Raw genomic sequence first — 19,017 nt, 5'->3', positions numbered from 1 at the left:
GGAGCGGGAGTTGGGGCGGGGTGGGTGGATCGGGCTGGGGTGGGACCGTCGGCACGGTGCGTACGGGAACCGGGCGGGGTCGCTGACGCAGCAGGTGGTGTGGGCGGAGGAGTACGCGCGGGCCGGGGCGCCGGGGCGGGTGGGGCACATCGGGGAGAACCTGCTGGCGCCGACGCTGATCGCGTACGGGGACGAGGCGCAGCGCAGGCGGTTCGTGCCGGCGGTGGCGCGGGGGGAGGAGCTGTGGTGCCAGGGGTACAGCGAACCGGACGCGGGGTCGGACCTGGCGGGGCTGCGGACGGTGGCGGTGCGGGACACGGGCGGGTACCGGGTCAGCGGGCAGAAGGTGTGGACCTCGCTCGCCATGGAGGCCGACTGGTGCTTCGTGCTGGCGCGGACGGATCCGAAGGAGCGGCGGCACCGGGGGCTGTCGTTCCTGCTGGTGCCGATGGACCAGCCGGGGCGGATCGAGGTGCGGCCGATCCGGCAGATGTCGGGGACGGCGGAGTTCAACGAGGTGTTCTTCGACGGGGCGGTGGCGCGCGCCGAGCACGTGGTGGGCGGGGAGGGCGCGGGCTGGCGGGTGGCGATGGGGCTGCTGGCGCTGGAGCGGGGGGTGTCGACGCTGGTCCAGCAGATCGGCTTCGCCGCGGAGTTGGGGGAGGTGGTCGGGGCGGCGCTGCGCAGCGGGGCGGTGCGGGATCCCGTGCTGCGGGAGCAACTCGTGAGGCAGTGGGGCGAGTTGAAGGTCATGCGGTGGAATGCGCTGCGGACTCTGGGGGCAGATGGTGACGCGGGGGCACCGAGCGTGGCGAAACTGCTGTGGGGCGGCTGGCATCGGCGGCTGGGGGAGCTGGCGATGCGGGTCCGCGGGGCGGCGGCCGTGGTGGGGCCCGCCGACTGGTCCGCGGCGGCTCCGTACGAACTCGACGCGCTGCAACGGCTGTTCCTGTTCACCCGGGCCGACACGATCTACGGCGGCTCGGACGAGATCCAGCGCAACATCATCGCCGAGCGGGTGCTCGGCCTGCCGAGAGCGGAGCGGTTCAGATGAAGGGCGTCATATTCGACGGTGAGCAGCCCCGGGTCGTGGACGATCTGGAGGTGCGGGATCCGGGGCCGGGCGAGGTGCTGGTGGGCATCCGGGCCGCGGGGCTGTGCCACAGCGATCTGTCGGTGATCGACGGGACCATTCCGTTTCCGGTGCCGGTGGTGCTGGGGCACGAGGGGGCCGGGGTGGTCGAGGCCGTGGGGGCGGGGGTGGACCATGTCGTGCCCGGTGACCATGTGGCGCTGTCGACGCTGGCGAACTGCGGGGCGTGCGCGGAGTGCGACCGGGGGCGGCCGACGATGTGCCGCAAGGCGATCGGGATGCCCGGGAAGCCGTTCCGTCGCGGGGAGGCGCGGCTGTTCAACTTCGCCTCGAACTCGGCGTTCGCGGAGCGCACCGTCGTCAAGGCGGTGCAGGCGGTGAAGATCGCCCGGGACATTCCGCTGACGTCCGCGGCGCTGATCGGGTGCGGGGTGCTGACCGGGGTCGGCGCCGTTCTCAACCGGGCGAGGGTGGACCGCGGGGATTCCGTGGTGGTCATCGGGGCGGGCGGGGTCGGCCTCAACGTGCTCCAGGGCGCGCGGATCGCGGGCGCCTCGGTGATCGTGGCGGTGGACGCCAACCCGGCGAAGGAGGCGGCGGCGCGGCAGTTCGGGGCGACGCACTTCGTCGACGCGTCGGCCGCCCGGGACACCGTCAGGGCGGTGAAGGCGATCCTGCCGACCGGCGCCGACCACGCCTTCGAGTGCGTGGGCAGTACCCGGCTGATCCGGCAGGCGATCGATCTGCTGGACCGGCACGGGCAGGCGGTGCTGCTCGGCGTTCCGCCGGCCACCGCCGAGGCGTCCTTCCTCGTCTCGTCGATGTACCTGGACAAGTCCATCCTGGGCTGCCGCTACGGGTCCTCCCGCCCCCAGCGGGACATCGCCCTGTACGCCCGGCTGTACCGCGAAGGGCGGCTGCTGCTGGACGAGTTGGTGACCCGTACGTACGCGGTGGAGGACTTCGCCAAGGCGGCGGACGACGCGCACCACGGGCGGGTGGCGCGGGCGGTGCTGCTGTTCGGGGAGGACGCGGAGTGAACCACCGGCCGGAGGGCTGGCCCGATCCTTGCGAACACTGGCCCTCCGGCCACTCGATCGGTACGACCGCGTCCCCGAAGCTGTCGAGGTGACCTGGACACCACCTGATCTGCCGCTGCGCGCGCCCGCCGAGGAGGCTCCCGCAGCGCCCCCGGCCGCCCGGCCCCGCCGTCGCCGCCCCCACCGGGCCTGGTCCGTCGCCGCCGTCACCTTCCTGACGATCACCGGTGCGGCCGGCTTCGCCTCGCTCCCCGGGCTGCTGATCGACCCGCTGCACGACGAGTTCCACTGGTCGCGCGGCACCATCGGCTTCGCGGTGTCGGTCAACCTCGCCCTCTACGGGCTGACCGCCCCGTTCGCCGCCGCCCTCATGGACCGCTTCGGGATCCGCCGGGTGGTCGCCGCCGCGCTGACCGTGATCGCGACCGGCGCCGGCCTCACCGTCTTCATGACCGCGAGCTGGCAACTGATCCTGCTCTGGGGCGTGTTGGTGGGCCTGGGCAGCGGCTCGATGGCGCTCGCCTTCGCCGCGACCGTCACCGGCCGCTGGTTCGTCGCCCGGCGCGGCCTGGTCACCGGCGTCCTCACCGCCGCCGGCGCCTCCGGCCAGCTGGTGTTCCTGCCGCTGCTCTCCTGGATGGTCGAGCGCAACGGCTGGCGCCCGGCCGCGGTCACCGTCGCCCTCGCCGCGCTCGCCGTCGTCCCCCTCGTCTGGCTGCTGCTGCGCGACCACCCGGCGGACGTCGGGGTGGCCCCGTACGGGTCGGCGGACTTCGTCCCCAAGCCGGCGCCGCAGCGGGGTGCCGCCCGCCGCGCCCTGCGGGCCCTCGCCTCGGCCGCCCTCCCCCACCCTCGGCTTCGCTCGGGCGGGGGGACCCCCATGGGGCCCTTTTGGCTCCTCTCCGGCACCTTCGCGATCTGCGGTGCCACGACGAACGGGCTGGTGAAAACCCACTTCGTGCCGGCTGCCCACGATCACGGCATGCCGATGACCGCTGCCGCCTCGCTCCTCGCCGTCATCGGCGTCTTCGACATCGCCGGCACCATCGCCTCCGGCTGGTTCACCGACCGCTTCGACCCCCGCCGCCTGCTGGCCGTCTACTACGCCCTGCGGGGCATCTCCCTGATGTTCCTGCCGGTGCTCCTCGCGGACACCGTCCACCCCCCGATGATCTTCTTCATCGTCTTCTACGGCCTCGACTGGGTCGCCACCGTCCCCCCGACCATCGCCCTGTGCCGCGAGCACTACGGAGCCGACGGCGCCATCGTCTTCGGCTGGGTCCTCGCCGCCCACCAGGTCGGCGCCGCCCTCATCGCCTACCTCGGCGGCCTGGCCCGGGACGCCTTCGGCAGCTACGACCCGGTCTGGTACGCCTCCGGCGCGCTGTGCGCGGTGGCGGCGCTGATGGCGGTGGTGATCCGAGGGAGGGGGCGGGCGGTGACGTAGCCGCCGGGCGGCTCAGCGGCGCTGTGATCCGGGGTGGCAGCGGAGGGCGACGGTCAGGGCGGCGACGGTGCACGAGGTCACCAGCAGGGCCCAGCTGCGCCCGAGTTGGGTGAGCGCGGTGGCCCCGATGACGGCGCCGAGCGCGGTGCTGCCGATGAGGCCGAGGCGGCGCGGGGTGTGCGCGCCGGTGCCGGTGCAGGCGCCGTGGACGAGGGAGATCAGCGCGCCGGTGAGGGCGAAGGTGGTGAGCAGCTCCGGTATCGCGAGGCTGCGGACCGCGGCGCAGCGGATGCCCGTCGTCAGGGACAGCAGGGTCACCAGCGCGTGGTGACCGTGGCCGCCGGGGTGCCGGAACGAGATGACCGCGGCGGCCAGCAGGAGCAGGGCCTCGACGGCCAGGGCCGTGCAGAACCAGTGGCGGGAGGCCGGGGAGGCCGCCCTGCGCAGGGCGGCCGCGGTGGCGGCGACGCCGGTCAGGAAGCCGGTCAGGGCGAGCAGCGGGGTGAGCCGGGCGACGTCCGCAGCGCCGCCGAGGGCGAAGCCGAACGCGACGACGTTGCCGGTCATCATGCCGACGAAGACCTCGCCCAGGCCGAGGAAGCTGATGGCGTCGGTCATGCCGATGGTCACCGTCAGGGACAGCACCGCGGCCGGGAACGGGTCGCCGGAGGACGGGGCCGGGACGGCGGGCGGGGGGTCCTCTCCCCGGGACGGGCCAGGATCAGCAACCATGCAGATGATCCTTCGTGGGTCCCGGCCGCCGTGCAACCCATCGCGATGAAGGGGCCGAAAAGCACCGTATCGGGGCCTCTTTCGGCAAAGCGCCCCGGTCGGGGTGCCCGTCAGCCGTCGAACCGCCCGAAGGCGCCCCGGTGGAAGAGGAGCGGACCGCGTTCGACCGCGACCGGGTCGGTGCCGAGGGCGGCCACCCGGCCGACGACGATGAGGTGGTCGCCGCCGGTGTGCACGGCGTGGACGGTGCAGTCGATCCAGGCCGGGACGTCCGCCAGGAGGGGGGAGCCGGTGGCCGGGGCCGGGGTGTGGCCGACGCCGGCGAACTTGTCGGCGCCGCTGACCGCGAAGGCGCGGCAGAGCGGGCCCTGTTCGGCGCCGAGGACGTTGACGCAGAAGACGCCGGCGCGGGCGATGCGCGGCCAGGTCGTCGAGGTGCGGGCGACCATGAACGCCACCAGGGGCGGGTCCAGGGAGAGGGAGGCGAAGGACTGGCAGGCGAAGCCGGCCGGACGTGGGTCGCCCGGGGCGGTGATGATCGTGACGCCGCTCGCGAAGTGGCCCAGAACGGAACGGAATTCGGCCGGATCCAGGGAGGCGCGTTCGTCCTCCCGCACGGCGCGGAGGGCGGGTCGGGGGAGTGCGGTGGGGTCCTGTGCGGCCGGTGGGGCGGCCTTGGTCGGTGCGCCCGTGGCCCGTAGGTAGCGCACTGCGGTGGCCGCCATTCCGGCGTGTCCCATCATGCCTGCATTGAAGCTGATGTGACGTCAGATGTGAAGGGTGGGCGACCACCTGAAGGGTGGTGTGGGGGCGTCACGGGGGCGGATGAGGGTATTCGGGGGAGCGCGGGGACGGTCACCGCCCCCGGTAGGTGGGGCGGCGGCGCTCCACGAAGGCGGCGACGCCCTCCTGTGCGTCCGCCGTGGTCATGGTGAGCTCCTGGGCGGTGGCCTCGGCGGCGAAGGCCGTGCCGCGGTCACCGTCCAGGGAGGCGTTGACCAGCGCCTTGGTGAGGGCGAGGGCGCGGGTCGGGCCGGCGGCCAGCCGCTCCGCCCACTCCCGCGCGGTCCTCGCCAACTCGCCGTCCGGTACGACCCGGTTGACCAGGCCCAGGCGTGCGGCCTCGGCGGCCGGTACGGCGTCGCCGAAGAACATCAGCTCCTTGGCCCGCTGCGGGCCGATGAGCCGTGGCAGCAGATACGCGCCGCCGCCGTCCGGGACCAGCCCGCGGCGCACGAACACCTCGATGAACCGGGCCGATTCGGCGGCCAGCACCAGATCGCAGGCGAACGCGAGATGCGCGCCGATCCCGGCGGCGGTCCCGTTGACGGCGGCGATGACCGGCTTCTCGCAGTCCAGTACGGCGGCGATCAACCGCTGTGCGCCGTTCCGGATCATCCGCGCGACATCGCCGGCAACCCGCACCCCACCGTCCGCGCCGTCGGCCGGCGGGGCGCTACGCAGATCGGCGCCCGCGCAGAACCCCTTGCCGGTCGCGGTGATCACCACCGCCCGTACGTCCGGGTCGGCGGAGGCGTCGGCGAGCCGGCCGATGAGGCGTTCGCGCTGGTCCCGGGTGAGGGCGTTCATGGCGTCCGGGCGGTTGAGGGTCAGCCACGAGACGCCGTTGTCAGTGGCGTGCAGTATCAAGGAATCGACGGGTTCGGCAGGGCCGGCGGCGGGCGCCGGGGCCTCGCCGGCGGGGGAATCGGCGCGGGAGGACGGTGCGGAGGTCATGGGGGAGCGGCTCCGGAGATCGGGAAGGCCGAGGGGAAGGCCAACGGGCAGGGGGAACGGGGGATGTGAGGGATGCGGGGGATACGGGGGATGCGGGGGATGTGAGGGATATGGGGTACGCGGTGCGGGTGCGCTGCGGTCAATGGCACACGGCCAGCGCGTCCAGCGCCACCGCGCCCTGGCCGCGGGGCAGCACGACCAGCGGGTTGATGTCCAACTCCGCCAGCTCGCCGCCGAGTTCCAGGGCCATCCGCTGCACCCGCAGCACGGTCTCGACCAGTGCGTCGGTGTCCGCCGGCGGCGCGCCGCGTACGCCCTCCAGGAGCGCGTGACCGCGGAGTTCGCCGAGCATCGCGCGCGCCCGGTCCTCGCCGAAGGGCGGTACGCCCACCGCGATGTCCCGCAGGACCTCCACGAGCACCCCGCCCAGCCCGACGGACACGGTCGGCCCGAACAGCGCGTCGTGGGTGACGCCGACGGCCATCTCGACGCCCCGTTCGACCATCTGGCAGACCAGCACGCCGTCCAGCGGCACGCCCTCGTAGCGGGCGATGTCGGTCAGCTCGCGATAGGTGTCCCGGACCTGGCTGGCCGAGGTCAACCCGACCTTGACCAGGCCGAGTTCGGTCTTGTGGGCCAGTTGCGGGCCGGAGCCCTTCATCACGACCGGATAGCCGACCAGGCTCGCCGCCCGTACGGCCGCCGCCGCGCTGGTCACCAGCTGCTCGCGCGGTACGCGGATGCCGTAGGCGCGCAGCAGCTGCTTCGCCGCGTGTTCGCTCAGCTGCCGGCCCGGCCGCATCAGCCCCTGCGCCTTCCGGAAGGAGGGCGAGAGCACCCGCGGCGCCTCGTCGAACGGCGAGCGGTATCCGGCGGCGAAGCGGTGGTGGTCGAGGTAGGCGCGGACGGCGGTGATGCAGTTGGCGAAGGTGCGGAAGGTCGCCACCCGCGAGGAGCCGAGGAGGGTGCGGCGATAGGCGTCCTCGGTGCCGACCGGCGAGCCCCAGACCACGCACACCGGCTTGTCCGTCTGCTCCGCCGCGTCCACCAGGTCCTGTGCCAGCCGGTCGCTCATCGGCGGGAAGGGGCCGGTGATCGGGCAGACGAGCACGCCGACGGACGGGTCGGCGAGGATCGCGTCGAGGATCTTGCGCCCGCGCCAGTCGCCGACCGGGTGGCCGCCGTTGTCGATCGGGTTGGCGACGTTGAGGTAGTCCGGTATCCACCGGTGGAGTTCGGCCTGCTTGGCGTCGGACAGGGCCGGCAGCCGCAGGCCCGCCGCGGTCGCCAGATCGGCGAAGTGGGCGCCGGTGCCGCCGGAGATCGAGTAGACGGCGATGCCCTCGGCGGTGGGCTTCCGGGCGCGGGCCAGCAGCGCCGCGGTGTCCTGGAGCTCGTCGAGCCCGTCCACCCGGATCACGCCGAACTGCCGCAGCGCGGCGTCCACCACCTCGTCCGCGCCGGTGAGCTTGCCGGTGTGCGAGGCGGCCGTCCGGGCACCGGTCTCGGTGCGGCCGACCTTGACGACGACGACCGGCACCTTGTTGCGGGCGGCGCGGTCGGCGGCGAGCAGAAAGCTGCGGCCGTCCTTGAGCCCTTCCACATACGCGGCGATCGCCCCGACCTCGGGACGCGCGGCGAAGTAGGAGAGGAAGTCGGCGGTCTCCAGATCGGCCTCGTTGCCGGTCGGGGCCCAGTGCGAGAGGCGGATGCCCAGCTCCTGGAGGGTGAAGACGGGCCGGCCCTGGTGGCCTGACTGCGTGATCAGCGCGATGGCCGGACCGTCCAGATCGTCGCGGAACCTCTCGAAGGCGTTGAGGTTGGTGTTCGGCCCGAGGAGCCGCAGGCCGGAGCGTTCGACGGCCTCGGCGAGCCGGTTCTGGGCGGCGGCCCCGTCGGCGCCGGTCTCGGCGAAGCCGGAGGCGAAGACCACCGCGAACTTCGCCTTGGCCTCGGCCAGTTGCTCGATCACCGGCAGCGGGTCGCCGACCAGCACGACGGCGAGGTCGACGGCTTCGGGCAGTTCGGCGACGGTGGCGTGGCAGGCCCGGCCGAAGACGCTCTCGCGTCCCGGGTTGACCGGGTGGAGCCGGGCGCCGACCCGCTCCGCCCAGGCGATGAGCTGGCGCGTGATGCCGGTGTTGGGGCGGCCTTCGGTGTCCGAGGCGCCGATCACCGCCACGGACTCGGGCCGGAAGAAGCGGTCCAGGTCGGGGACCGGGGCGCTCAGTGGACGGCCGCTGACGTCGCGGTCGACGTTGCCGTCGCCGCTGCCGTCGCCGAGCCGCCCGGTGCCGCCACGCGGATCGGTCATGCTGTGGACGGTGTGAGGGGGGTGCTCCCCGCAGGCCACGACGCGGGCCGGCCGGGAGTGCGTGGTGAGGGTGCCGTGAGTCGATCCAAGCATCGCAGACGCCCGCTCCTGTGTGACGGCTCTCGTTGACTGCACTGCGCGCCGCACCGCACACCGCACCGCGTGTGCGCACCGGTCAGCCCGCGCTGCGCACCGCATTGCACTGCACCACCGCTTCCGCTCCGTACGCGGGGCGATAGCTGACGCCTAGTCAGATTACTGAACTGACGCCATGTCAGGAATGGGGCTGCACGGTAAAGCTTCAGTGGGCGACCTTGGCTCCGAGGGCTCCGAGGGCGTTCCGGCCCGGCCGGACCCGGCCCCTTGCGCGCCCGGCCGCCCATCCGCTGAACTGACGTACCGTCAGAGAAGAGCTGACTCGGGACGTGAACGGCGGTGCGCGCTGGGGGTGTGCGGATGAGTGCGGAACGTACGGGGAGCCCGGCCGGAGCTGCGGGCGTCGCCGGGAGTGCGCCGGTGCGGTGTGATCTGCCGGAGGCGGACGCCTTCACCCGGCCGTACTGGGACGCCGCGGCCGAGGGGCGGCTGCTGCTGCGCCGGTGCCGGGCCGCGGGGTGCGGGGCGGTCCACCACTACCCGCGCGAGTTCTGCCCGCGCTGCTGGAGCGAGGACGTCGTCTGGGAGCCGGCCGCCGGCCGCGCCACCCTCTACACCTGGTCCGTCGTGCACCGCAACGACCTCCCGCCGTTCGGCGACCGGGTCCCGTACGTGGCGGCCGTGGTCGAACTCGCCGAAGGGCCGCGGATGATGACCGAGGTGACGGACTGCGCGGCGGCGGACCTCCGGATCGGGATGCCGCTCACGGTGCACTTCCGCAGGGCCCCGCTGGATTCCCGGGGAGCAGGGGGGACGGCGGGCGCCGGCGGGTACGCGGTTCCGGTCTTCCGTCCGGCCTACGACGGGTGACCGGGCCGGCGCGCCCGGTGGGCCCGCCGGCCCGGGGAGCCCCGCCGGCCCGCGGACAATCCGGTGGCGGTCCCGCCCCCGCCCACGGCACGCTGCTCCGGTGCCGACCTCACCTGTACCGTCCCCACCGGATCCAGCCTCGCCTGAACCGACCTCACCGGAACCGACCCCGCCCGCACCGACCCCGCCCGTCCCGGCCTCGCCCGTACCGACCCCACCGATGCTGATCCGCGACGCCACCGCCGCCGACTGGCCCGCCGTCTGGCCGTTCTTCCGGACCATCGTGCGGGCCGGGGAGACCTACACCTATCCGCGCGACATCGACGAGCCGGCGGCCCGTGCGAGCTGGATGCTGGAGCCGCCCGGCCGTACGGTCGTCGCCGTCGACGCCTCCGGGGCGGTGCTGGGCTCGGCCAAGATGAACCCCAACCACCTGGGCGGCGCCGCGCACATCGCCAGTGCCAGCTTCATGGTCGACCCGCGATGCCGCCGGCGCGGCACGGGACGGGCCCTGGGCGAGCATGTGCTGGCCTGGGCCCGCTCCGAGGGATACCGGGCGATGCAGTTCAACGCCGTCGTGGAGACCAACACCGGCGCCGTCGCCCTCTGGCGCTCCCTCGGCTTCACGATCATGACGACGCTGCCCGAGGGCTTCCACCACCCCACCAAGGGGTACGTGGGGCTGCACATCATGTATCGGCGGCTGTAGGAGCGGTGCGACGGGGCGGGCCCCGGACACGCCCCGCCGTCACGGCCAGAGCAGCTCCCGCACCCAACCGCTCTCCGTACGGCGGTAGTTGAGCCGCACGTGGCGCCGCCGGGCATCGCCCTGGAAGAACTCCACCTCGTCGGCGCGCAGTACGTACAGCGTCCAGCTCGGGACCGGCGCGTCCGGTTCGCGGCGGGCGCGCTCCCAGGCCGCGTCCGAGGCGCGGGCCAGCTCCTCGGTCGAGCCGAGCACCTCGCTCTGGTGGCCGACCAGCGCCGCCGCCAGCGCACCGGTCGAGCGCTGGTGCAGATCGGCCGCGCTCTCCTCCGGACCGGCCGCGGTCACCGTGCCGCTGATCCGTACCTGGCGGCCGACCGCCGCCCAGTAGAAGCCGAGCGCGGCCCGCGGGCGGACGGCCAGTTCGCGGCCCTTGCGGCTGCCGCGGTGGGTGCCGAAGTGCCAGCCCCGCTCATCGGCGTCGTGCAGCATCAGGGTCCGTACGGAAGGGTCGCCGGTCTCGTCCGCCGTCGCCAGGGTCATGGTGTGCGGCTCGGGGACGCCGGCCTCGGCGGCCTCCCGCAGCCACCGCCGGAAGAGCGGCAGCGGCTCGGCGGGCGCCCGCTCCGGGTCGAACGACGGCAGTTCGCACTCCCAGACCCGCAGCCCGCGCAGCAGCTCGCGGAAGGCATCCGCAGCGGCGGCCCCCTCCGGCGTGCCCTCGGGGGAGGGCCGGCCGGAGGGGCGGGACGAGCGGTCGGGGTGCGCGGGGTGATCGGCCATGTCAGGCAGCGTACGGGGGCCGGGCGGGACGGGCCGCGGCAGCCGGCGGCAGCGGGTGGTCCTTGAGCGTGATTAGTGTGCGGCATCGCTGAGCAGTACCACCGGCCCGCGGGACCAGCGATCCATCTCGACGAGATGCAGTCCGTCGAATTGACATCCTCGCTCACCTAAAGGAGGGCGATTCCCGCCTGTCGCACCGTTGTCGGGTGCGGCTTCGGGTGGGTTCCTGTTTCGTCGCGCTGTGCCGGTACGGGTACCGGTCTTATCTGCGCTCCGCAGGCTGTTACCGCCAGTCCGGCGGCCTTGGCGACGTTGACCGCCGCGTTGGTGTCTCTGTCCAGGACGGTCCCGCAGGCCTGGCAGGTCCATTGGCGGATGTGGAGGGGTTTGGGGCCGTCCTTGACGCCGCAGGCGGAGCAGACCTGTGAGGTGGGCTCGAAGCGGCCGATGCGGACGAAGGTGCGGCCGTATCGGCGGGCTTTGTACTCCAGCATGGTCACGAATTGCGACCATCCGGCGTCGTGTACGGACTTGGCCAGGCGTGTGCGGGCGAGTCCCTTGACGGCCAGATCTTCCACCGCGATGGCTTGGTTTTCGCGGATCAGTTTGGTGGAGAGCTGGTGGTGGAATTCTCGCCGCGCGTCGGCCACCCGTGCGTGAGCACGGGCGAAGCGAAGCCGGGCCTTGTTCCGGTTGGCGCTTCCCTTCGCCTTGCGGGACAGGGAGCGCTGAACCTTCTTGAGCTGCTTCTCGGCTCGGCGCAGGAAGCGTGGGCTGTCGATCTTCGTCCCGTCGGAGAGAACGGCGAAGTGCCCCAGGCCCAGGTCCATGCCGATCTGGGGCGTGGTGGTGGGCAGGACCTCTTGTGGGCCGGTCTTCACCACGAACGATGCGAAGTACCGTCCGGCCGAGTCCTTGATCACGGTCACCGTGGAGGGGGTGGACGGTAGCGTGCGGGACCATTTCACGGTCAGGTCGCCGATCTTGGGAAGCCGGAGTTTACTGCCGGGGGTGATCTTCCATCCGGCGTTGGCGGTGAAGCGGATCGCCTGCCGACTGTCCCGCTTCGACTTGAACCGGGGCGGTCCCATTTTCGGGCGCTTGCCCTTGAGCGAGTCGAAGAAGTTCCGATAGGCGGTATCCAGGTCCCGCAGGGACTGCTGGAGGATCACGGAGGAGACCTCGGTCAGCCACCCCCGCTCCGAAGTCTTCTTGGCGGCCGTGAGGTGCTTGGATAACTCGCTGGCAGTGATGAACGGCAGCCCGGCGGCTCGGGCGTCCTCACGAGCGCGAAGCGCATCGTTGAAGACCACCCGCGCACACCCGAACGCCCTGGCCAACGCGGCACGCTGAGACCCGTTCGGGTACAGGCGGAAGCTGTACCGAAGCTGCATGTCAGCACTCTAACGCGGAGGACTGACAAGGCCGTTGGGATGCCTCGCGCTTCACGGTGATTCCGGCACTTCGCGCCGGAATCACGGGATACGCTTCACCACTGCCCTGAAGGGTTGTCAGCCGTCAGCCGCGACGAACGCCGCCGTGAACCTATCGCTGCTCGATTGGTTAGCGATGCGAGAATTTTGGCTATGCCTATCCGGCAGCGGCGTGAGCGCGAGCGAGCGCAGCGGCTTCGGGGCCCTCGCACCTCCCCGGCCGCTCAAGGACGTGTTCGTCGAACTCCCCGTGGTCCTCGGCCCGTTGGCGGGCCCGGGCGGCGCCCCCGAGACCCTCGGCGAGGTCGGCCGGAGCGCGCTGCGCGGCCTGGTCACGCTCGACCGCGACGGCCGCCTCAGGGTGGCGACGGCCACGCGGAAGCCGGCGACGGGACCGCCCGTGACGGGACCGCCCCTACCCGCGCCCCAGTACCACCGTCCCCGACGAGCAGAACCAACCGCCCGTCCCGGAGGCCACCGCGAGCTGCGGCAGGCCGCCGCCGGGTTTCCGTACCTGGCGGTCCGGGCCTGCCTCGCCGCGGAGCTGGCGCACCGCCTCGACCAGCAGGAACAGCCCGCGCATCCCCGGGTGGCAGGCGGCCAGCCCGCCGCCGTCGGTGTTCACCGGCAGCTCGCCGTCCCGCAGCAGCCGCCCCGTCCCGACGAACGCGCCGCCCTCCCCCTTGGCGCAGAAGCCCAGGTCCTCCAGGGTCACCAGGGTCATATAGGTGAAGGCGTCGTAGATCTCGGCGAGGTCGATCTCCGAGGGGCGGACGCCGGCGCGCTCGAAGGCCAGTCGGCCGGAGACGGCGGCCGGGGAGACGGTGAAGTCGTCCCACTCCGACATGGTGGTGTGCGAGGCGGAGGTGCCCGAACCGAGCACCCAGACCGGGGGCTTGGCCATGTCGGGCACCCGGTCCCCGGCGACCAGCAGTACCGCGCAGCCGCCGTCGGAGCGGATGCAGCAGTGCAGTTTGGTGAACGGGTCGGCGATCATCGGGCCGGAGAGCACCTCGTCGACGGTGATCGGCGCACGGTACATGGCGTCCGGGTTCGTCGCCGCGTTGGCCCGTGCCTGGACGGCTATCCGGGCCAGCTGTTCCAGGGTCGTCCCGTACTGGTGCATATGGCGGCGGGCGGCCATCGCGTACTTGGCGATCAGGGTGTGCCCGTAGGGGGCCTCGAACTGGAGCGGGCCGCGGGCGCCGAAGGAGAGGTCGGCGGTGCGGCGCCGCGCCTTGATGTCGGCGCGGGCGGTGGAGCCGTAGACCAGCAGCACGGCGTCGGCCCGGCCGGCGGCGATCGCGTCGGCGGCGTGCGCGGCCATCACTTCCCAGGTCGCGCCGCCGACCGAGGTGGAGTCCACCCAAGTGGGGCGCAGGCCCAGGTATTCCGCGACCTCGATGGGTGCGAGGGTGCCGAGGCCCGCCGAGGCGAAGCCGTCGATCGCCGACCGGTCGAGGCCGGAGTCGGCGAGCGCCCGGCGGGCGGCCTGGGCGTGCAGGGCGTACGGGGTGGCCTCGTCCACGCGTCCGCAGTCGGACAGCGCGACTCCGGCGACGGCGACCTTGCGGTTCCGGGAAAGGGTCCCTGACGACATGAATCTGACGATACATCAGGTATGGCGGGGTGAGCAGTGGGCGGGGCGCGTTCCAGGGATGCAGAGGGAGGGTGCAGGGGGAGAGGGGTAGAGGGCAGGGGGCCAGGCGGGCGGCCGGGAAAGTCCGCCCGGGACTGGGAAACTCCGACCCCGGTCCCTACCATGACGGCCCGTCAGTTCGTGATGAATGACCGGAAACCGGCCCGTCCGACCGACCGGGCGGGCGGTACCGCACGGCCGGGAGGAGTCCGCCGATGGATGCCGCGTTCACCGAGGAGCAGGACGGGATCCGCCGCACCCTGCGCGAACTGCTGCGCAAACGCTGCGGCCCGGACGAGGTCAAGGCGGCGGTGCGCACCCCGGAGGGCCATGACACCGGGCTGTGGCGGCAACTCGCCCGGCAGCTCGGGCTGCCCGGACTGGCCCTGCCCACCGCGTACGGCGGGGTCGGCTGCGGGGCCACCGAACTCGCCCTGGCCTGCGAGGAAACCGGCCGGGTCGTGCTCCCCTCGCCGCTGATCGGCACCGCCGTACTGGCCGCCCCGCTGATCCTGGCGCTCGGCAGCGCACACCAGCGTGCCGAGTTGCTGCCCGCCCTCGCCGCCGGGGAGCTGACCGCCACCCTGGCCGTACCGGGTGGGCAGCTGGCCACCGCGCTGGCGCTGACCGGGTCCAACGACGGCGACTGGGCGGGCGGCGGCCGGGCCGGCGGGATCCAGGCACGGTTGCCGCGGCAGCAGCCGACGACGGGTGGCGGGGCGGGCTGGCGGCTCTACGGGGAGGCCGGGCAGGTCCTCGACGGGCACACCGCCGATGTGCTGCTGGTCGCCGGGCACACGGGCGGGTTCGCGCGCAGCCGCACGCGGCTCTTCGTCGTACGCGCGCAGGGGCCGGACGGGGCCGGGGCGCCGGGCCTGCTGCGCACCCGGCAGACCGCGATGGACGAGACCCGGCCGCAGGCGCGGGTCGAACTCCGCGATGTGGCCGCCGAGTTGCTGGGCGAGGAGGCGGGCGAGGCGGGGCGGGAGCCAGGCGGGGAGGGCGCCGGGGTGGCCGGGGCGCTGGCCGCCACCGGGGCGACGGCGGCTGCGGCGCTGGCCGCCGAGGCGGTCGGCGCGGCCGATGAGGCGCTGGCCCGTACGGTCGACTACGTACAGCAGCGCACCCAGTTCGGCCGACCCATCGGCTCCTTCCAGGCCGTGCAGCACCGGCTCGCGGACCTGTACGTGGCGGTGCAGGCGGCGCGCTCGGCGGCGTACTACGCGGCCTGGGCGGCGGGCGGCGGCCGGGCCGGGGAGGCCGACGGGGCCGGTGTGGGCGCGCTGGCGCTCGCCCAGGCGCTGGAGGCGCTGCGCGCGGTGGCGGCCGAGGCGGTGCAGCTGCACGGCGGCATCGGCTTCACCTGGGAGCACGAGGCGCATCTCTACTTCAAGCGGGCGGCCTGTGACGAGCTGCTGCTGGGGCCGGTGCACCGGCTGCGGGCCTGGGCGGCCGAACAGGCCGGACTGTTCGCGGACAGGGGCACGGACACGGGCACGGGCGGGGACACGGGCACGGGAGGGGAGGCGGATACGGGCGGGGCGCCGCGCGCCGGTCGCGCGGCGGTCGGCGCCTGATGCCCCCGGGAGAGCGGCTGGTGCCCCCGGTGGAGCGGCTGGTGCAGAAGGTCTCCGCGACCCGGACGTTCGCGCGGATCGCCCCGTACGTCATCCCGGCGCTGGACCGCGCCGTCCACCGGCTGACCGGCGGGCGGGTGCTGCTCAGCGCCCGGATGCTGCCCGGTGCGGTCCTGACCGCGACCGGCGCCAGGAGCGGGCAGCCGCGGCGCACCCCGCTCGCCTGCCTGCCGCAGGACGACGGCGGCTGGCTGCTGGTCGGCAGCAACTTCGGGCGGCCGGGGCATCCGGCCTGGACCGGAAACCTCCTCAAGAACCCGGAGGCGGAGGTGAGTTGGCGGGGCCGGGACATTCCGGTGCGGGCCCGGCTGCTCACCGGGGCGGAACGGGCGCGGGCCTGGCGGGCGGCACAGGAGCGCTGGCCGCCGTACGCCGCCTATCAGGCGCGGGTGACGCGGGAGATCCGGCTGTTCCGGCTGGACCGGCGCTGACCTGCCGGGCGCTCGACGGGCCGCCGCACACACGCAGCGGGCGCCGTACGGACCCCGGAGGGGCGGTCGGCACCCGCTGCGTGCGCGAAACAGCTATGGCAGGACGGACTCATGACGGAGGGCGAACTGTCCCGGGAACACCGGGACATCGAGGCAGGCGAGCTCTCGACGCGACCGGTTCGATCGGCCGGTTCGATCGGCCGGTCTGGTCGACCGGTTCGATCCGGTATCCGGCGATCCCGGTTACCTGGTCGGCTTCTTGCCGGTGACACCGAAGTGCACCAGCAGCGCCAGATTCGGCTTGAGCTCGGCCTGCTTGACGCCCCAGCTCTGGAAGCCCTTCTGATGCCCGGCGACCGCCGCCAGCATCGCGACGATCGAGCCGGCCATGGCCGCCGCGCTCACGTCCTTGTCGACCTTGCCCTTGCTCTGGAGCTCCTGGATGGACTCCGTAAGGGAGTTGGTGACCGCGTTGAGGATCTTCATGCGGATCTTGTAGAACCGCTTGTCGCCCTCGGCCGCGCCCAGGTCGACGACGCGCAGAATCGCATCGTGCTTGCGCCAGAAGGAAAGGAAGCCGTCGACCAGCTCCTCCGCCGCCTGCCAGCCGGACTTGCCCACCCAGGAGCGCTCGGCGACCAGATCGGTCAGACTTGCGCCTTCTTTGGCCATCTCCTCGGCGATTTCGAGGACGGCGCCTTCCACATCTGGGAAGTACTGATAGAACGTTGCGGGTGAAGTGCCCGCTTTGCGGGCCACATCGATGACTTTGACGTCCCGATAGGGGGACGAACTGAGCATTTCGCTGAGGCAGTCGAGAAGCTTTTGCCGCGTCGCCTGTCCGCGGCGGCCGGCAACTCTGCCGTCGACGGTTCGAACTTGTCCTGTCATGCCGTCAGCTTACCGAGGGGTGATCGGAGCGCGATTTGGCTGCCTGCAAATGGGGACGGGGGAGTTCGGGGCTTCCGGTGCTCGTTGCCGCCCTGATAACGGGCCCGATAGCGGCCCGGATCGGTTGGGCGTCCATTGGTCCGATCCAGTGAATGGTGTTATCAACAGGCTGTGGACAACTTTGGTGGACAAGGTGCGGTGTCCTGTCGGCAAGTGTCCACCTGCGTCGGCACGTTGACGGTCCGCGCCTTGTACGGGGGTGCGGTCTACCGCTTGGGAGTCGGGCCCGAATCGCCTCCGTGTTCGAATTCTGGCCGCGCGGGACGCGTAGCCCGCGACTAGCTTGGACGGGAGACGGGGCGGCGCTGGGGTATTTCCTGCGCCACGCGCGGTGTCCTGCCCCCGAAATCGCCCTGGGCGGCGCAGAATTGACCCGTCGGCCGACTTGTCGATCGGCCCTCGCCGGTGACCCGCCGGCGCGCAGGGTGGGATTGCGGGGGATGGTATGCGCAGCGGTACGGGATGGGACGCCTCTCGCCCGGGGGAGGGGAGGGGCATGGTTTCGGCCACCGGTGGCCGGTCGCCGGGCCGGTTGTCCGGTGGGCGCCCGGCGGGTGTGCGCGCACTTTCCGTCCGGCTTCCCGCGCGGAATCCATCCGTCCGGATGGGGTGATGGGCGGAAGGAAATTCCCCCGCGCCACTTCGGGGCGGTGTGCAACTCGTCGGTAACCCTTCGGTAACCGCCCGTCCGCGGACGTATCGGCGCACGTCAGGCGGGGGTGGAATACGCCGGGTAATGGCCTTGTTGCGCATCGCAGGGGGTGATTCGTGACACGACCGACAGGCCCCGGGTTCGCAACCGTCGGCCCGGCCAGGAAGAATCAGGGTGCGTACGGCCGTTTCGACACTCCTTGCCGCAGGCGGGGAGACGCTGCACGGGGCAGTGGCTCTCGGCGGCTCGTGGCTATTGAGAGTCTCTTTTACGCCCCACGGGGAGGTGGCAGGCAAGTGGTGGAGCAGCTGACACAGCTGACGCAGCACGATCCCCGACGGATCGGCCCGTTCGAGGTCCTCGGCCGTCTCGGGGCCGGCGGCATGGGCCTGGTCTATCTGGCACGGTCGGCGTCCGGCCGGCGGGTGGCGATCAAGACGGTCCGCACCGAACTCGCCGAGGACCAGCTGTTCCGGGTCCGGTTCACCCGCGAGGTCGAGGCGGCCCGCGCGGTCAGCGGCTTCTACACCGCGGCGGTGGTCGACGCCGACCCCAGGGCGGCCGTGCCCTGGCTGGCGACGGCGTACGTACCCGCGCCCTCCCTGGAGGAAATAGTCAATGAGTGCGGGCCGCTGCCGGCCCAGGCGGTGCGCTGGCTGGCCGCCGGGATCGCGGAGGCGCTCCAGTCGATCCACGGCGCCGGGCTGGTGCACCGCGATCTGAAGCCGTCCAACGTCCTGGTGGTGGAGGACGGTCCGCGGGTGATCGACTTCGGTATCGCCTCCGGGGTGTCCAACACCCGGCTGACGATGACCAACGTGGCGGTGGGCACCCCGGCCTACATGTCGCCCGAGCAGGCCCGTGACTCCCGCAGCGTCACCGGCGCCAGCGATGTCTTCTCGCTCGGCTCCACGCTGGTCTTCGCCGCCACCGGGCACGCCCCGTTCCACGGCGCCAACCCCGTCGAGACGGTCTTCATGCTGCTCCGGGAGGGCCCCGACCTGGCCGGTCTGCCGGATGAGCTCCGGCCGCTGATGGAGTCCTGTATGCAGATGGAGGCGGCCCACCGGCCGTCCCCGGCCGACCTCCAGTCCCAGCTGGCGCCGCATCTCTTCGGCTCCGGCAGCGACGACAGCGGCACGGCGTCGGCCTGGCTGCCGCCCGGTGCCGTGGCGCTCATCGAGCAGCGGCGCGGCGGCGGGCGCGGCGCCGTCCCGCAGAGCCCCCCGCGCGCCGCCGCCGTCCCCCGCGGCGCCGGCCGCCCGCAGTCCGCGCCGCCCCCGCTGCCGGCCGCCGCCCCGCAGCAGCCGGCGGCGCCGCTGCCGGAGAGCCGGCCGGTCGCGGCGCCCGAGTACGGCAGCCCGTCCCGCATCGGCGCCGGCCCCGCCGCGCACCGCGGGCCCGACCCCCGTGGCGGGGTCCCGGTGCCGCAGCCGGTGGGCCCGGAGGCGGCGGC

The 19,017-nt window shown here is 73.1% G+C and carries 16 protein-coding genes; 8 read left to right on the top strand and 8 right to left on the bottom strand.

Annotated features, from left to right (window positions below; genetic code table 11):
* The 3 genes from RZ84_RS15695 to RZ84_RS15685 form a co-directional block, all read left to right on the top strand.
* Positions 1-1,054: acyl-CoA dehydrogenase family protein (locus RZ84_RS15695; RefSeq protein WP_241777728.1), on the top strand; the 1,054-nt coding region annotated here is incomplete at its 5' end.
* A complete protein-coding gene (locus RZ84_RS15690) occupies positions 1,051-2,133 on the top strand; it encodes a Zn-dependent alcohol dehydrogenase (RefSeq protein WP_043264844.1) in 1,083 nt (360 codons plus the stop codon). The genes RZ84_RS15695 and RZ84_RS15690, both read left to right, overlap by 4 nt.
* Positions 2,134-2,221: 88 nt before the next feature.
* Positions 2,222-3,580, top strand: coding sequence for an MFS transporter (locus RZ84_RS15685; protein WP_052230491.1), 1,359 nt, complete (start codon positions 2,222-2,224; stop codon positions 3,578-3,580).
* 12 nt (positions 3,581-3,592) lie between these two features.
* Here RZ84_RS15685 and RZ84_RS35050 read toward each other — a convergent pair whose 3' ends face one another.
* The 4 genes from RZ84_RS35050 to RZ84_RS15665 form a co-directional block, all read right to left on the bottom strand.
* Positions 3,593-4,312 (bottom strand): YoaK family protein, encoded by a 720-nt coding sequence (locus RZ84_RS35050; RefSeq protein ID WP_052229966.1) that lies wholly within the window; start codon positions 4,310-4,312, stop codon positions 3,593-3,595.
* Positions 4,313-4,422: 110 nt separating this feature from the next.
* Positions 4,423-5,037, bottom strand: a complete 615-nt coding sequence (locus tag RZ84_RS15675; RefSeq protein WP_043264843.1) for a flavin reductase family protein — start codon at positions 5,035-5,037, stop codon at positions 4,423-4,425.
* 130 nt (positions 5,038-5,167) lie between these two features.
* A complete protein-coding gene (locus RZ84_RS15670; protein ID WP_043264842.1) occupies positions 5,168-6,049 on the bottom strand; it encodes an enoyl-CoA hydratase/isomerase family protein in 882 nt (293 codons plus the stop codon).
* A 139-nt stretch (positions 6,050-6,188) separates the two neighbouring features.
* The gene (locus RZ84_RS15665; protein ID WP_043264841.1) at positions 6,189-8,456 is read right to left on the bottom strand and encodes an acetate--CoA ligase family protein; all 2,268 of its coding nucleotides are present in this window, start codon (positions 8,454-8,456) and stop codon (positions 6,189-6,191) included.
* A gap of 363 nt (positions 8,457-8,819) precedes the next feature.
* Here RZ84_RS15665 and RZ84_RS15660 point away from each other — a divergent pair, with 363 nt between their 5' ends.
* Complete coding sequence (locus tag RZ84_RS15660) at positions 8,820-9,329, top strand: Zn-ribbon domain-containing OB-fold protein (RefSeq protein WP_078893803.1); 510 nt, start codon at positions 8,820-8,822, stop codon at positions 9,327-9,329.
* Between the two features lie 220 nt (positions 9,330-9,549).
* Positions 9,550-10,038, top strand: a complete 489-nt coding sequence (locus RZ84_RS15655; RefSeq protein ID WP_043264839.1) for a GNAT family N-acetyltransferase — start codon at positions 9,550-9,552, stop codon at positions 10,036-10,038.
* 39 nt (positions 10,039-10,077) lie between these two features.
* Here the strand turns inward: RZ84_RS15655 and RZ84_RS15650 are convergent, their stop codons facing one another.
* The 3 genes from RZ84_RS15650 to RZ84_RS15640 form a co-directional block, all read right to left on the bottom strand.
* Entirely contained in the window at positions 10,078-10,818 is a 741-nt protein-coding gene (locus RZ84_RS15650) for a pyridoxine/pyridoxamine 5'-phosphate oxidase (protein WP_043264838.1), read from the bottom strand.
* Positions 10,819-10,985: 167 nt separating this feature from the next.
* The gene (locus RZ84_RS15645) at positions 10,986-12,212 is read right to left on the bottom strand and encodes an RNA-guided endonuclease InsQ/TnpB family protein (RefSeq protein WP_043264837.1); all 1,227 of its coding nucleotides are present in this window, start codon (positions 12,210-12,212) and stop codon (positions 10,986-10,988) included.
* Positions 12,213-12,666: 454 nt separating this feature from the next.
* Positions 12,667-13,851 carry a thiolase C-terminal domain-containing protein gene (locus tag RZ84_RS15640; protein ID WP_043264836.1) on the bottom strand — a complete coding sequence of 395 codons (1,185 nt, stop codon included), beginning with the start codon at positions 13,849-13,851 and terminating at the stop codon, positions 12,667-12,669.
* 254 nt (positions 13,852-14,105) lie between these two features.
* Between RZ84_RS15640 and RZ84_RS15635 the strand changes: the two genes are divergently transcribed.
* The gene (locus RZ84_RS15635; RefSeq protein WP_043264835.1) at positions 14,106-15,467 is read left to right on the top strand and encodes an acyl-CoA dehydrogenase family protein; all 1,362 of its coding nucleotides are present in this window, start codon (positions 14,106-14,108) and stop codon (positions 15,465-15,467) included.
* Entirely contained in the window at positions 15,467-15,958 is a 492-nt protein-coding gene (locus RZ84_RS15630) for a nitroreductase family deazaflavin-dependent oxidoreductase (RefSeq protein ID WP_198539994.1), read from the top strand. Before RZ84_RS15635 ends, RZ84_RS15630 begins: the two co-directional genes overlap by 1 nt.
* Positions 15,959-16,201: 243 nt before the next feature.
* Here RZ84_RS15630 and RZ84_RS15625 read toward each other — a convergent pair whose 3' ends face one another.
* The gene (locus RZ84_RS15625; protein ID WP_043264833.1) at positions 16,202-16,849 is read right to left on the bottom strand and encodes a TetR family transcriptional regulator; all 648 of its coding nucleotides are present in this window, start codon (positions 16,847-16,849) and stop codon (positions 16,202-16,204) included.
* A 1,020-nt stretch (positions 16,850-17,869) separates the two neighbouring features.
* On the opposite strand from RZ84_RS15625, the gene RZ84_RS41160 reads away from it, so the two are divergent.
* A partial coding sequence (locus tag RZ84_RS41160) for a serine/threonine-protein kinase (RefSeq protein ID WP_241778062.1) occupies positions 17,870-19,017 on the top strand: 1,148 nt, incomplete at its 3' end.

The organism is Streptomyces sp. CT34 (assembly GCF_000805335.1).
Classification (GTDB): domain Bacteria; phylum Actinomycetota; class Actinomycetes; order Streptomycetales; family Streptomycetaceae; genus Streptomyces.
Note: the sequence above shows the minus strand (reverse complement) of the source record. Positions and strands in the feature narration are given on the sequence as shown.

What these genes read in the sequence shown, in the direction of transcription:
- RZ84_RS15690 (WP_043264844.1), top strand. Translation starts at nt 1,051, where the DNA reads ATGAAGGGCGTCATATTCGACGGTGAGCAGCCCCGGGTCGTGGACGAT.
- RZ84_RS35050 (WP_052229966.1), bottom strand. Translation starts at nt 4,312, where the DNA reads ATGGTTGCTGATCCTGGCCCGTCCCGGGGAGAGGACCCCCCGCCCGCC.
- RZ84_RS15675 (WP_043264843.1), bottom strand. Translation starts at nt 5,037, where the DNA reads ATGGCGGCCACCGCAGTGCGCTACCTACGGGCCACGGGCGCACCGACC.
- RZ84_RS15670 (WP_043264842.1), bottom strand. Translation starts at nt 6,049, where the DNA reads ATGACCTCCGCACCGTCCTCCCGCGCCGATTCCCCCGCCGGCGAGGCC.
- RZ84_RS15665 (WP_043264841.1), bottom strand. Translation starts at nt 8,456, where the DNA reads ATGCTTGGATCGACTCACGGCACCCTCACCACGCACTCCCGGCCGGCC.
- RZ84_RS15660 (WP_078893803.1), top strand. Translation starts at nt 8,820, where the DNA reads ATGAGTGCGGAACGTACGGGGAGCCCGGCCGGAGCTGCGGGCGTCGCC.
- RZ84_RS15655 (WP_043264839.1), top strand. Translation starts at nt 9,550, where the DNA reads ATGCTGATCCGCGACGCCACCGCCGCCGACTGGCCCGCCGTCTGGCCG.
- RZ84_RS15650 (WP_043264838.1), bottom strand. Translation starts at nt 10,818, where the DNA reads ATGGCCGATCACCCCGCGCACCCCGACCGCTCGTCCCGCCCCTCCGGC.
- RZ84_RS15645 (WP_043264837.1), bottom strand. Translation starts at nt 12,212, where the DNA reads ATGCAGCTTCGGTACAGCTTCCGCCTGTACCCGAACGGGTCTCAGCGT.
- RZ84_RS15640 (WP_043264836.1), bottom strand. Translation starts at nt 13,851, where the DNA reads ATGTCGTCAGGGACCCTTTCCCGGAACCGCAAGGTCGCCGTCGCCGGA.
- RZ84_RS15635 (WP_043264835.1), top strand. Translation starts at nt 14,106, where the DNA reads ATGGATGCCGCGTTCACCGAGGAGCAGGACGGGATCCGCCGCACCCTG.
- RZ84_RS15630 (WP_198539994.1), top strand. Translation starts at nt 15,467, where the DNA reads ATGCCCCCGGGAGAGCGGCTGGTGCCCCCGGTGGAGCGGCTGGTGCAG.
- RZ84_RS15625 (WP_043264833.1), bottom strand. Translation starts at nt 16,849, where the DNA reads ATGACAGGACAAGTTCGAACCGTCGACGGCAGAGTTGCCGGCCGCCGC.